12 protein-coding genes are annotated in these 13169 nt (G+C 57.7%); 8 read left to right on the forward strand and 4 right to left on the reverse strand.

What is annotated here, in order from left to right; genetic code table 11:
- The first annotated feature begins 24 nt into the window (after nucleotides 1-24).
- The gene (locus H6F57_RS18150; protein ID WP_190626144.1) at nucleotides 25-723 is read left to right on the forward strand and encodes a response regulator transcription factor; all 699 of its coding nucleotides are present in this window, start codon (nucleotides 25-27) and stop codon (nucleotides 721-723) included.
- Nucleotides 724-744: 21 nt separating this feature from the next.
- On the opposite strand, the gene chrA is transcribed toward H6F57_RS18150, so the two are convergent.
- Complete coding sequence (gene chrA / locus H6F57_RS18155) at nucleotides 745-2019, reverse strand: chromate efflux transporter (protein ID WP_190626145.1); 1275 nt, start codon at nucleotides 2017-2019, stop codon at nucleotides 745-747.
- 204 nt (nucleotides 2020-2223) lie between these two features.
- Here chrA and H6F57_RS18160 point away from each other — a divergent pair, with 204 nt between their 5' ends.
- Together H6F57_RS18160 and H6F57_RS18165 are read left to right on the forward strand one after the other, a co-directional pair.
- Nucleotides 2224-2949, forward strand: a complete 726-nt coding sequence (locus H6F57_RS18160; protein ID WP_190626146.1) for a M15 family metallopeptidase — start codon at nucleotides 2224-2226, stop codon at nucleotides 2947-2949.
- A gap of 87 nt (nucleotides 2950-3036) precedes the next feature.
- Complete coding sequence (locus tag H6F57_RS18165; RefSeq protein WP_190626147.1) at nucleotides 3037-3879, forward strand: pre-peptidase C-terminal domain-containing protein; 843 nt, start codon at nucleotides 3037-3039, stop codon at nucleotides 3877-3879.
- 123 nt (nucleotides 3880-4002) lie between these two features.
- Here H6F57_RS18165 and H6F57_RS18170 read toward each other — a convergent pair whose 3' ends face one another.
- Nucleotides 4003-5253: an FIST N-terminal domain-containing protein gene (locus tag H6F57_RS18170; RefSeq protein WP_242024831.1), complete on the reverse strand. Its 1251-nt coding sequence runs from the start codon at nucleotides 5251-5253 to the stop codon at nucleotides 4003-4005.
- A gap of 336 nt (nucleotides 5254-5589) precedes the next feature.
- Between H6F57_RS18170 and H6F57_RS18175 the strand changes: the two genes are divergently transcribed.
- Together H6F57_RS18175 and H6F57_RS18180 are read left to right on the forward strand one after the other, a co-directional pair.
- Nucleotides 5590-5817: a Calvin cycle protein CP12 gene (locus H6F57_RS18175; protein WP_190626148.1), complete on the forward strand. Its 228-nt coding sequence runs from the start codon at nucleotides 5590-5592 to the stop codon at nucleotides 5815-5817.
- A gap of 127 nt (nucleotides 5818-5944) precedes the next feature.
- Nucleotides 5945-6301 carry a Spx/MgsR family RNA polymerase-binding regulatory protein gene (locus H6F57_RS18180; RefSeq protein ID WP_190626149.1) on the forward strand — a complete coding sequence of 119 codons (357 nt, stop codon included), beginning with the start codon at nucleotides 5945-5947 and terminating at the stop codon, nucleotides 6299-6301.
- 170 nt (nucleotides 6302-6471) lie between these two features.
- Here H6F57_RS18180 and H6F57_RS18185 read toward each other — a convergent pair whose 3' ends face one another.
- Entirely contained in the window at nucleotides 6472-6654 is a 183-nt protein-coding gene (locus tag H6F57_RS18185; RefSeq protein ID WP_190626150.1) for a CsbD family protein, read from the reverse strand.
- A gap of 236 nt (nucleotides 6655-6890) precedes the next feature.
- Between H6F57_RS18185 and H6F57_RS18190 the strand changes: the two genes are divergently transcribed.
- Nucleotides 6891-8966, forward strand: a complete 2076-nt coding sequence (locus H6F57_RS18190; protein ID WP_190626151.1) for a hypothetical protein — start codon at nucleotides 6891-6893, stop codon at nucleotides 8964-8966.
- 418 nt (nucleotides 8967-9384) lie between these two features.
- A complete protein-coding gene (locus H6F57_RS18195) occupies nucleotides 9385-10737 on the forward strand; it encodes a DUF3747 domain-containing protein (RefSeq protein WP_190626152.1) in 1353 nt (450 codons plus the stop codon).
- 79 nt (nucleotides 10738-10816) lie between these two features.
- Here H6F57_RS18195 and H6F57_RS18200 read toward each other — a convergent pair whose 3' ends face one another.
- Nucleotides 10817-11677 (reverse strand): methyltransferase domain-containing protein, encoded by an 861-nt coding sequence (locus tag H6F57_RS18200; RefSeq protein WP_190626153.1) that lies wholly within the window; start codon nucleotides 11675-11677, stop codon nucleotides 10817-10819.
- A gap of 132 nt (nucleotides 11678-11809) precedes the next feature.
- Between H6F57_RS18200 and H6F57_RS18205 the strand changes: the two genes are divergently transcribed.
- Nucleotides 11810-13144 (forward strand): TrkH family potassium uptake protein, encoded by a 1335-nt coding sequence (locus H6F57_RS18205; RefSeq protein WP_190626154.1) that lies wholly within the window; start codon nucleotides 11810-11812, stop codon nucleotides 13142-13144.
- Nucleotides 13145-13169 lie beyond the last annotated feature (25 nt).

Here is a 13169-nt window from a genome sequence, read left to right on the forward strand (position 1 = left end):
TGATAGGTCATCTGGGGCGATGTTATGTCTGAGCAAACCGGGAATATCTTACTGGTAGACGATGAGCCAGGTCTGCGCGAGGCGGTGCAAGCCTATTTAGAAGACAGCGGCTTCACGGTGCGACCGGCTAGCAATGCTAAGGAAGGCTGGGAGCTGCTGCAACAAGAGACGCCGGATGTCCTAATCTCGGACATTATGATGCCCCAGGTCGATGGCTACGCCTTTTTGGCCCAGGTGCGCGACGACATTCGCTTTAAGGGGCTACCGGTGCTGTTCTTGACGGCACGGGGCATGACTACCGATCGCATTCAAGGCTACAACGCAGGCTGCGACGCCTATCTCTCTAAGCCCTTCGACCCCGAAGAACTGGTAGCGGTAGTCAGCAACCTGATGGGCCGCCGCGCTGCCCAAACCCTTGACGCGGGCGACGTGCCCGATATCGCCGTCATGGCTCGCCAGATCGAAGAGATCAAGGCCATGCTGACCCAGAAGGGGGGGATTGCCAAGGTGACCTCCGACATTCGCATTGACCTCACCCCCCGCGAACAGAGCGTGCTCGATCTGGTGGCTGAGGGGCTGATGAACAAAGAAATTGCCAGCCGCCTAGAAACCAGTGTGCGCAACGTTGAGAAGTACGTCAGCCGCCTGTTTAGCAAAACCGGCACCAACAGCCGTACAGAGCTGGTGCGCTTTGCCCTAGAACACGGCATGGTGACAACCTAGGAGCGAGAGTAGGCGCTTTCCTTAAGTTAGAGCCCCTGCAATTAAGCCGATCAACGCCCCGGCGGGCACCAGTTGCCAGGTCGGGCGGCGGAAGCGCACCAGGGCTATCAGGGCAGCAAGGCCCACGGCGATCGCAACAACCGTTTTAGGCATGGTGTCTTGCAGCAGGGCAGCGGCGGCGAGAGGGATGGCGGCAGCGGCGATCGCCCCCAATACCGCTGGCATTACCCCCTTGAGAAAGCTTTTGGCCCAAGGGTTTTGCCGCAGCCGCACCAAAAACGGTGAGGCAAACATGATGAATAAAAACGACGGGGTAAATATTGCGATTGTGGCGACCAGCGCCCCCAGTGCCCCGGCAACTTTATAGCCCACAAAGGCAGCGGTGATCACCACTGGGCCGGGGGTGAGTTCTCCCAGGGCAACACCGTCAATGAACTGGTTGCGGGTCATCCAGCCAAAGTCATCTACCACTGCCGTCTCTAGCAGCGGAATAATCACCAGGCCACCGCCAAAGATAAAGGCCCCGGTCTTGAGAAAGAAGGTTGAGAGGGGGACAAAGTAGTCTTGGATGCGATCGAGGCCCCAGAAGCTGGAAACCGCGATGGGGTCGACGGGAAGGTTCCCTAGCAGGTTGGGAATGCCCTGGGTGATGGGCAGTAAGGGGGCAAACCATGCACTAGCGCTGGGGGATGGCCCAGCAGGCGGCGGAGTGGTAGGGCGATAGATTGCGAGTCCAGCCAAGCCCGCCAGTAGAAAGAGCAGCAGGATGTTGACGCGGAAGATGAGGGAGAGCAGAAGGACGGTGAGAGCGATCGCCACCCCCTGCCAGTCTTTAATTGCCTTTTTGCCCAGCTTCCAGCAGAAGCCAAAAATGATGGCGATCACCACCGGCGAAATGCCCAAAAACAAGTCCTCGATTTGGGGCACCCCCTGGAACTTGAAGTAGGCCCAAGACAGGGTCAACACAATCAAAAACGCCGGCAAAATAAAGCAAACGCCCGCCACCAGCGCCCCCAAATGCCCCGCTCGCAAATAGCCGGTGTAAATGCCTGTTTGGGTTGAGGCGGGACCAGGCAGCATTTCGCAGATCGCCACCCCTTCAAGAAACTGCTCTTCTTTGAGCCAGCCGCGCCGCACCACCGCCTCATCGTGAATCATGGCAATGTGGGCCTGGGGACCGCCAAAGCCAATAGCGCCTAGCTTTAGAAATAGTCGGGCTAGCTCGTTTAACCGAGCCGATAAGTTTGCCTGAACCGGTTCTATGGCTGGGGAATCCAATTCTGGCGGCTGGCTCATGGGGCAAAACAATAATGCTGAAGCCACTGTATCGAAATTCGATCGTGAAGCCCTATATCAGGCGCTACATTGGTCTGAGTCTGTGGGTACCGCCGAGGGATAGGGGGCGTAGTGGGGACGACATCCTTCGATGCTTTTAGGGTTGAGCACTAGCCTAGTGATGGCATTGACTATTCAAAAAATCCTCAAGCTGAGAAAAGCACCATGAAACCCTATCAGGCCATTCCGATCTGCGATCGCGGTGAACCGCTGGTGCCCATACCCCACGATCGCTTTGCCCTGGTAGAGCCCCATGCCTACCAAACGCTGGGGGCCCCCTACGGGAACCAGTCGCCCTATTCCCTAAGAGCAGGTGTGCTCGCCGCCCTGACCGAAGCTCAGGATCAGCTTCAGCAGCAGCGCCCTGGCTGGCACATACAAATTTTTGACGCCTTTCGCCCTGTGGCGGTGCAGCGGTTTATGGTAGAGCACACTCTCGCAGAACAAGCACGAGCGCGGGGCTGGGTTGCCGAAGCGCTCACCGCGGCACAGCGCGACGAGGTGATGGCAGAGGTCGTGCAGTTTTGGGCTATGCCCAGCGACGACCCAGCTACACCGCCGCCCCACAGCACTGGGGCCGCGCTCGATGTGACGCTGCTCGATGCTACCGGAAGTGTGGTCGATATGGGATCGCCCATCGATGAGGTGTCGCCGCGATCGCATCCCGACCATTTTGCCAACCGCACAACCCCTGCCGAACAAGCCTTCCATGCCCACCGCACCTTGCTTAACCAGGTGATGGTGGCAGCGGGGTTTCGCCGCCATCCCAGCGAGTGGTGGCACTTTTCGTTGGGCGATCAGCTCTGGGCCTGGCTGCGACGGCAAGAAACCGGCAGCGACAAGTTTTTGGCCCACTATGGGCGCGCCTCGGTAGACTTGTGGGTACAGTGAGACCAGCGGATTGGGCAGTACCTAGAGGAGTCAGCGGCGATGAGGGCGACAAAAGTTAGGTCTTGGTTATGCCGGTCAACGATTGTCTTGCTAGCGACATTTGCTGCCGCCCCAGCCCACGGCCAATCTACCGTCATTTTGCAGGATGCTTTGCGGCTAGCGGTCTGCTTGAACGACTGGGATAATGCGATCGCTTATGCCAGCCAGCTCGAACAAGTTTCTGACCTGCCCACCAAAACTCTCGCCCAGCTGGTGACATTTCGCCGCCAAATGCAGCTATTTCGCCAAAATCAAACGGTGGTGAGACCTATTGATGGTTGTGAACCCGTGCTCGCTGGGTTTGGCCTGCCGGGCTACACCGGTCGGCCCCTGGATTTTGACCGAGGAGTTTACTCCAGCGTGGGCCGTGGCACCCCCGTTGTTGCCGCCGACCAGACCCTGCGGCAGTACGAGGCGCTTTGGCAGGCCGGACTGGGCGTCACCGCCGACACTCCCCTTGGCCCCCTAGCCGAGGCCCAGCGCGTCAACACCCGCAGCGGCAGCGGCGTGACTACCGGAGCCGTGAGCCGTCGGGTTGACATTTACGCCTTTCTGGGTGCCCAGGGAGACAGTGCCAACCTTGATTTGACCGTTATTCAGCAGCGCCGTGGGCTGCTCTACACCGACGATGCCGCCCAGTTGTTTTTGTTTGACGCCGCAGGCCGACTGCTGTCTGCCGGTCGCACCACCGCTGGTCAGCAGCCTTACTTAGCTGTCACACCCCTGCCCGCTACTGGGGTTTACTATGCTGCCGTCACCACTCCTCAACATCATCCCGTTCTCGACGAGGGTGGATTTATCATTGGCTGGCAGGGCATTGGCACCAGCGCCATTACTTACACAATAACCATCGACGGCCTGACCCCTTCTCCAGCTCTGGGCTTGCGGTAGAGGTGGAGGTGGAGGAGATAGGGAAGATAAGGGAGATGGGACGGCTGGGAAGTGTTGTTCCTCTTCGTCTCCCCCACCTCCTCATCTTCCTCACTTCCTCATCCCCCGCCTTCTCCCCGCCCCCTACGGCTGCCGACAAATGCCAAACACCGATGTAAACCCGTGCAGAAACGTCGTCTGCCCAACGGGGCCGATCTCGCCGCCGCAGAAAAAGCCTCCTATAGGGAGCCCGGGCAAATATTGGGCAAACAGACCGGAGTCAAAGTTGGCCTGGTTATAGAGCCCCGCACCGCGTCCCATGCAGGCAAACATTAGCGCTCCGGCGGGGGCGATCGCGACAGGAGCCTGCTGCTGGTAGCGCTGCAATAGGGTTTCGAGATCGGTGGCGGAGGTGTGGGCATCGCGCAGATGAAACTGCACGCGTTGCCCAGGGCGCAGCCGATCGCCCACCGCGATCGCGCCCATTTTGGGGTCAACCCCCAGCAGCGTGCGAATCAAAAAGTCACCTGGGCTGAGGCTAAGCTTAAAGCTGTCCTGAGCCATACCGATGAAGAGGGAACTCTGGGCGAGCTGGCGATCGCCTTCGGGCAGAGTTTCAAACAGCTCTTGCAGCAGCTCTAGGGGCGGGCGCGCCGAGTCGCTGTCCTCTGGGTCACTCAAAGACAGCAAAATGTTGCGCTCGGCCTTATCAACCCGATAGACCGGGCCGATGGGGCGACAGCCCTGGGCCACAATGGTGTCGAGCACGATCGGCCCGGTTAGGGCTACCCCGACCGCGCCTTCGGTATGTAGGGTGCGATCGCAAAACAGCCCACTGTGGCGATTAAACCCATCGACGCTGGCCAAACCGCCAATCTTCACGCCGCTGGGGTAGGCAAAATCAAGCCCTTGGAGCAGGTCGGTCACCTTGGATGAAAACGGGTCAGCCATCAAAATAAACTGGGGGTTGGCCTCTGGTGCGACCCCCATCAGCTCAGACCAGGCGTCGGGTGGGCTATCTAAATCGGGGAGGTCATCGCTCGACAGATGAAAGCTCTGTACCGTGACCCCTGGTAGCCGAGCCAGCGTCAGACTAAGGGCTGGGGCGTCCTCTAGTTCTTGGGGGTGGCCCTGGTCATCCATGCCCACAATGCCGCCACCGCTGCACCCCACCAACGCCGGTATGGGCAAGAGGTCGTGGAGCAGGGGCAGCAGGCGAGCAAACTCGCTGGTAAACGACGACGAGATGAACACAATGCCCAGATCAGGGGCTCCCGTCAATCGATCCTTAAGCTGCTCTACCACGTCCTTCACCGCTCCCTCTAGAGAGGGACGGGTCGACACCGCATTAGCCCACTCCATGGGCAGGTGGTCGAGTTGGGGAATGTCGGTCATTGGGTAGCCCCCTCCTTGGGTGGTTCCAGTCTAGATCGGATTGCTCCTCCCCCTAAGTAAATTCACTTGGGGCCAGAATGTTCAGCGGTTACCCCGGCCATTGTGGAGATGTGTACAATGGGTGATGAGTACTTATACTGACCTCATCTAGGTCAACCGGGGGGTCTGTCAAGGGCGTAACCTTGCCTCTATGGGGTAGAGTTTTCACCGCCGAACCCTCTGAATCGGTGCAGTATACTGAGCCTGGAGTCGGGATCTGACAATCTAAATCAATAGTTTGCCCTGCCGCCTAGGCCACAGGCCCCCGCTAGTTGTTTACAAACGGTAAGAAAGGATATGAGCGAGAACATCAAAGAGCGCATTGAAAAAGAAATTGAAGGTGCTCGGGCCGCCTGTGATGCCACTGGTGGCAGCTCCCAGGAGTGTGCTGCCGCTTGGGATGCCGTAGAAGAGCTTCAGGCAGAAGCCTCTCACCAGCGCGACAAAGGCACCGATAAAACCTCTTTAGAAACCTACTGCGACAACAACCCCGAAGCTGACGAGTGCCGAGTGTACGACACCTAAGCTAATAGGCCACCTCACGAGAGGTTAAAGTGCTGCAAAAACGTCTCGATCGCCGGGGCGTTTTTGGCATTTTAATCCCCGTTCTTTGTGTGTTGTACTTGAACCTATTCATCAACCGATCGCCGCTATGACGCTAACAGTCTATGGCATTCCTACCTGTAGCACCTGCAAAAAAGCCCTGCAATGGTTAGATGGCCGCGCCCTTGCCTACGACTTTATCAATACCAGAGAACACCCTCCCAGCCGCGCCATGATCACGGCTTGGGTAGACAGCCTAGGCAGCAAGCCCATGCGCAATACCTCCGGGCAATCCTACCGGGCTTTGGGAGATGAGAAGCAGACTTGGGATGATCCTGAGTGGGTCAACGCTTTCACCAACGATGCCATGCTGCTGAAGCGCCCCCTGTTTGTCAAAGACGGCCAGGCTGTGCTGGTTGGGTTTCGGGCGACCGAGGCCGAGCTGAACAGCATTCTAGCTGGCTAGATGTATCGGGCTGCGATCGCCAGTCGGAAGCCAGTGCGTAGGACTGTGATGATACAAAACGCGCCATGGTGCCGCTAGCTAGCGCCGCTATCCTTAGCAATTAAAAGCTCCGACCCTCTTCAGATCGGAGCTTTTAAGATTAGACACCCTTGAGAGAGCTGCTTAAAGCATTAGTCAATGGCGCGCTTGACGTTATCTTTTGCGTCTTCTACACCGTGGCGCACATCGGACTCAGCTTGCTTGGCCTTGCCTTTGGCTTGAGCTTCGTCATCGCCTGTCAGCTTGCCAGCGCCTTCTTGAAGCTTGCCTTCAACATCTTTGGCAGCGGCCTTAGCTCTATCTTCAATAGACATAATGTAATCATCTCCTAAGAGGTTACCTCTATAGCTTAGAGCGAGATAAAGGCAGGCCCCTCTGTAGATAGATAGAAAGAAGGCTCTCTCAAAATGTAGGCATTGCTACGATTTGGGCCTGAATGTTTGCTGGGGTAACAGTACAGGTTTGCCTCTAGGGAGTATCCTGAATCATCATGGGTGGCTTGTCTCCCAAAACAGACTTTAAACTCAGGACTTAAACTGGGGCTTTGATTATGGAGTATTGGGAATTTCTGCTGCAAAAGGAGGGTGACCAGAGCTGGTTGCCCCTCGACACCTCCCAGGTAGAAATTTTAGAGGGCCGCTACCGTGTGATGGCCCACACGAGCCACACCAATACCCCGGTATATATTGAGATTGGCCAGCTCCTGCACGATTCGCAAAGCGATCCGTCCCGGAATCGCCAGCGCTCTGAGGGCGATTCCGGGACGGATACTCGTTCTGAGTCGGTTCCCGAACGCTTCACGAATCGCGTGCCGCCTCAACGCCGTACCCTGCGTCGCCAGGGCGAAATCAATGAAAACGGCCTGATGGTTGTCATGCCCTTTACCCGCTTAGGTGAGGGAACATGGGATATCCAATGCGCTAGTGCGATCGCCCCAGAGGCAAACCCAGAAGATGCCGATGCTCCCTCACCCTGGCGCTATGCGGTGCAACTGCAGGTGGTGGCCCAAGACTCCGCCGACGAGGGCGACTGGTTTGCCGATGACGGCAGTGCTGGTTTAGGCGCGATCGCCGCCTCTCGCCTACCCCTAGCTGCTGAAGCCGCCTCGGTTCCGATCATAGAGCTCCAGGCCGCAGCGGCTGCTATGGACGCGTTTCAGAGTCAGCTGGCCGCCTCAGCTCAGGCTCCCTGGGCCTACGGGCTGACCCTGCCCCATGCGGCGCTCTTGGGCAGCGCTGGTGAAAGCCTGGGGCTAACGGCGACGGTGACTGGCCCCTCTGACGGCGCTTGCCCGCCTCTGACCCTGGTGCTACGGCTATCGGACCCCCAAACAGCGGTTACTGTGGCGATGGCTCCGGTGCCGCTGGCGGTGGCGATGCTGCCTAGCACCATGACGCTGACCGTAACCGTGCCCACTCAGCTATCGACCCGGCTGCTACTAGGGGAAGTAGGGCTCTTTGTTGGGACTGAGATAGCAGCCCTACAGCGATTTACGGTCACGGTGGATGTGGCCTCGCTGTTTGATGCGATCGCCAACCAGGCTGAAACCGAATCAGGTCTAGACGTTGTCTTCCCAGCCGAAGACTTGGAGGAAGGCCCGGCCTCTCCCCTGCCCCCTGCCCCCGATCTCAAAACCTGGGACATTGTCGGTCGGTCGGCACCGCCTCGGCAGATGCCCATTCTTACTCTGCCCCGCAACAGTTCTGAGTTGCCGCCCAAAATTTACTATCCCTCTCCCCACGAGGCGGCCGCCCGTCAACCGTCGCTGCCCCTGGTAGGTCGCTCTCGCCCCGTTCCGCCGCCCTCCGGCGATCGCAGCCCTGACAGTCTGAGCGATCCCGCTACGCCCCGCCCAGAGCCAGTCCGGGGGCTTAGCTTGCCGCCGATTGCCTCGCCGCCCCAGGCCGATGATTCCATTGCCATCTTGACTGGGCAGGCATCTCCTAGTGCCATTTCTAAACCCCGTGATGCGGTACCCCAGCTGATGTCCCACGAGGCCATGGGGTTCAGAGACCTCAAGCTGCAAGACCGCTTTTGGAATCGACTCAACGATCTAGCCATCAACCTTCAGCAGGAGGCGATCGAGCAGCGCAGCGAGGTCGCCGCTGCCCCGCTGGAAACTCTGGTAGGAGCTCCGGTTGAGCCGCCGCCGTTTATCCCGTTTGTCGGCGAGGTGGTGATCTATGAAGACGAGGACCCCACCCTGCGCGACTTAGAAGCGGCGGCGGTGCCTGTCCCCCAGACCGACGAGCCACCTGAGATGGTGACCCCGCCCATGCCCCTCCTGGAGCTACCAGAGGGTGACCTGATTGCGGGTGAGCCAGTAGTCGTGACTCTGCGGGTGCCTTTTCACCCCAACCGCCTGTACCTCAAAGTGTGGATTACTGACCCCCAAACCCGCACCCTGGCCGACGAGCCTCGCCAGGTGCTCAACTTGCTTCCCAACGGCCAGGGGCAGCTTGAGGGCAATCTCCAGCTAACGGCTCCCTTTGGTTGTTTAGAGGCGTGGTTTGAGGCCATTGCTGTAGACATGGTCACCCAGCAGGAGAGCTATAAGGTCTCGGTCAGTCGTGCGATCGCCCCTGCCGGACTATCCCCAACGTCCTTAGACGAATTTCAAATTTAGAGATGCCCTTGAGGAAATCACAGGAAAACGCAAAGCCATGAGGATGAGGTTTTGCAACGAATCCTAAGTAATTCCCGCAAAAATTAGGGTTCTATAGTGGTGATACCCCTACAATGATGGCGGCTTTTCTAAACTAAATCGTGAGTTGGTTTGCTGACTTAATACGTTTGGATTGAGCTTAGAAGAGTTTGTTTGGTCGTGACCGTTGGCCGTGGCTGGCTTAGGTCTGGGCTTGGGGCCAGCGACCCAGGTTTTAGGTCTGGGTAACTGAGATTCAGCTGTTGATATTGGGTTGTCAGCTTGACTATCAGACGGTCTGATAAGTGGTTGAGCTCAAAGGTTTGCCCCCAATTACCAGGGCTAAGGTAAAGAAACTATTCCCCCTATCACAAATCGCTATCTACTAGGACGGGTGACCATGAATTTTATGTCAATTTTGAAAGCGGCTGCGCTGACTGCGGCTACCCTCGGGGTAGTGGGCGGAGCAGGGCATGCCGTTGCCCCCAACCCCACCTCAGTTCAGCCAGCAGTGCGCGAGACAGGCACGCTGCTGGCCCAGACCTTTGGCAATATCGCTATCAATGAGGCCAATTTTTTGGTGGTGGCGGTGCCGGGTAGCACCTCCCAACCCTACCGACTCTATATTGTGGAGCAGCTCCAGCCCAACCCTCCCTGCTGGACGATTGCCAACCCTGGCGGCGAACCCACTCAAGTAAACGCCCTGTGGAATACCTTTGACTTTACGGGGGTCTGTCGCCTCCAACGCGATACCAATGGCTATGCTATCCGGTTGGCGGGCCAAGACCTGTCGGGGGTTCGATTTGAGGTCAACCAGCGCGACGGTGACTTGCTGCTGCAATTTGCGCCTAGCACCGTCTCTCGCGAGCGCATCACCATCGGTCGCGCCAATGGCATTAGCCCCACGGGCTTTACGCAGCTTGATCTCAACCCTGGCTGGTCACTGACTAAGCGCACCTTTAATGGGGCGATCGTCAGCTCGCACCTGGTGTATTTCACCAACGAACTGACCCTGGCCCAGATTCAGGGAGGGCAAACCGGTGGCACGCCACCAGTGACGCCGCCCGTGACGCCGCCCGTGACGCCACCCGCCGTGGCCTTCAACGATATTCGGGGCAACCGCTATGCTGCCGAGATCACCCGTGCGTCTAGCCTAGGGGTAATTTCTGGCTTCCCTGAAGATGGCACCTTCCGGCCCACCGCGCCGCTCACCCGCGAGCAGGCAGTTTCCGTAATGATGGAAACTGCTAGGAAAGTTCTACCGACCTCGGCGTTGGCTAACCTGCCCCAGTCAGTCTTTAGTGCTCCCTTCTCTGATGTAGCCGCCAACCGCTGGAGCGCGGTCAAAATTCAGCAGGCTAAGCAGTTGGGCATCGTGGCGGGTGACGCTGGCAGCGGCAACTTCCGACCGACCGACAACGTCTCTCGGGCCGAACTGATGGCGATGACCTACAAGCTAGCCCTCGTTCGAGCTAATGCTGGCGCGGGCGATGCCACCAGCACCAGCCCGGTGCCGGGCATCGACCAGACCACTCGGGGAATTATTCCCAACATTAGCAACCCGCCTACCTTTACTGATATCAGCGGTCACTGGGGCGAGTCCACGATTAGGCAGATGGCGGCCTTCTGCGCGATCGCAACCCCCCTCAACGAAACCGGGACCAACTTTGCGCCCAACTCCAACGCGCTGCGCGACTATACCGCCGCCGCTGCCGTGCGGGCGATTGACTGCCCAGCTGCACGACCTCAGTAGGTCAGCCAAGGCACAACTAAGCACTAACTCCAGGGTGAGTTCCATACGGAACTCACCCTTTTTTGTCGAGTTACCTGGCTTAGCGCACCGCGCACAGCAGCCCGTAGCGAATTAGGCCGCTGTACAACCCCTGGCGCATTGGCCCCAGCGCCAGTGCGCCCTGGAGGGTGCCAGGCCCCGCCTTCAGCAACCCCGCCAGGCCTTCAAGGCTGAGGGCCGAGGCAATCACCTCATCCCAAAAAGGGGCCACCGCCAGCGACCAGTCGGCAGCTTTTAGCTGGCTAAAGCCACAGTTTTGGGCGATCGCCTCATAGTCAGGCAGAGAAATCACGTAGGGCAGGCCATAGACGCGATAGATCCAGTCGAGCTGCCGCTGCTCTAGCCAGGTTAATGCTCCTCCCAGCGAATTCGTAGGGCGGTGGCACCAGGTGGCCATCAGCAGTTTGCCCCCTGGCTTCAGCACCCGGTAGCACTCCTGCAAAAAGGCCACCTTGTCGGGCATGTGCTCCCCGCTCTCCATCGACCACACTAGGTCAAAGCTGTGGTCGGCAAAGGGGGTGTTTAAAGCATCTGCAACCTGAAACGTTGCGGAGGGCGCGGCATCGCCTGCTAGGTTTGCTGCTGTCGCCCGCTCTGTAGCTCGCTGGGCCTGCACTGGGCTGAGGGTAATGCCTGTCACTTTGGCCCCAAACCGGTTTGCTAATTCAAGGGCGCTGCCGCCAATACCGCAGCCGCAGTCGAGAATAGTCTCCGCTTGGGTAATGCCCCCCCAGGTCAAACACTCGTCAATCAGATCAATCTGGGCCTGGCGGCGATTTTTGCGCTGGCGGCCATCGGCACCGTAGTAGCCGTGGTGCATGTGCTCACCCCAGATTTGCTCCCACAGCCCAGAGGAGTCGTCATAGAAAGTTTGAATCTTTTTGTACAGGGCATTGGTCATGACAACTCGAAACCTAGAGAACAGCGTGGCTAGCCGGTTAAATCTTGCGGCATAGTGGTCGAGAGCGTCAACTCGTGGAAATATAGGGTTGCCTCTCTAATCCGTGTTTTGCGGAATGCCCAACTTATGCAGATGACGGTTCCGCGCACCATATGCCTTGGTTTTTTAGTGTTAAGTGCCGTTGGCACTCTTTTATTGGCGCTGCCCATGTCTAGCACTCAGCAAGGCTGGGGCGATCCCCGGGTAGCCCTGTTTACGGCTACCTCCGCTGTCTGCGTAACTGGGCTAATTGTCGTCGACACAGGTACCTACTTCTCTGGCTTTGGCGAAGCAATAATTCTCACTCTGATTCAGGTGGGCGGTTTAGGCTACATGACCGTCAACACCTTCCTGCTGCTGCTGGTGGGGCGACGGTTGGGGCTACGAGAACGACTCGCCATTCAACAGTCTATGGATAATTCAGTGCTAGCGGGTGGTAAGCCTTTAATCCTCTCTATCATTGCCATGACGCTGGTCATTGAGCTGACGGGCCTATTTTGCCTTTATCCGATCTTCAGTCGAGACTACGGGCCTAGCTATGGGCTATGGCTCTCTATGTTCCACAGTGTCAGCGCTTTCAACAATGCAGGTTTTAGCCTGTTTGAAGACAATATTATTGGCTATGCTCTTAACCCCTGGGTCAATGCGGTGATCACCACCCTAGTCATCCTCGGTGGCATTGGCTACCAAGTAATTATGGAGTTCCTGGCATGGCTCCGACATCGCTTTAGCGGCAACCGCTGCCGCAACCCGTTTTCTCTTCACTTTAAAGTTGTTACCAGCACTACCGCCGTGCTGTTAGTACTAGGCACCCTAGCATTCTTGCTAATTGAGTACCAAAACCCAGATACTTTAGGGCCGGTGGCTCCCCAGCACAAGCTGCTGCTAGCTTGGTTTCAGTCTGTTATCGCCCGCACCGCCGGATTTAACAGCATTGACATTGGCGCCATGGGCAACGCCTCACTGTTCATCATGATTGCCCTTATGTTTGTCGGGGCTAGCCCCGGCAGCACTGGCGGCGGCATTAAAACTACTACCCTCAGCATTCTGCTGGCCTGCACTCGCATGGCGCTTCAAGGCAAAGAGCAGGTTCTTGTGTTTCGGCGGCAGATTGCTACGATTCGGGTGCTGAAAGCAATCTCCGTAGTCGTAGGGTCAGGCCTTGCGGTTGTCATCGCCACGGCCTTAGTCTCTCTTACCAACCCAACGGTGAGCTTTATTGATATTTTTTTTGAGGCCGTGTCTGCATTTGCCACAGTAGGACTTTCCACGGGCATTAGCGCCGACCTCTCTGACGTTGGTAAGTACGTAATCGTTTTTACCATGTACCTAGGACGGGTGGGCGTACTGCTGTTTATGGCGGCCTTGCTGGGTGATCCTAAACCGTCTTCCATTCAGTATCCCGAAGAAGAACTGCTGATTGGCTAATCTCTCAGGTAGGACGAGGATAGAT

It is taken from the genome of Leptolyngbya sp. FACHB-60 (assembly GCF_014695775.1).
GTDB lineage: Bacteria > Cyanobacteriota > Cyanobacteriia > Phormidesmidales > Phormidesmidaceae > Nodosilinea.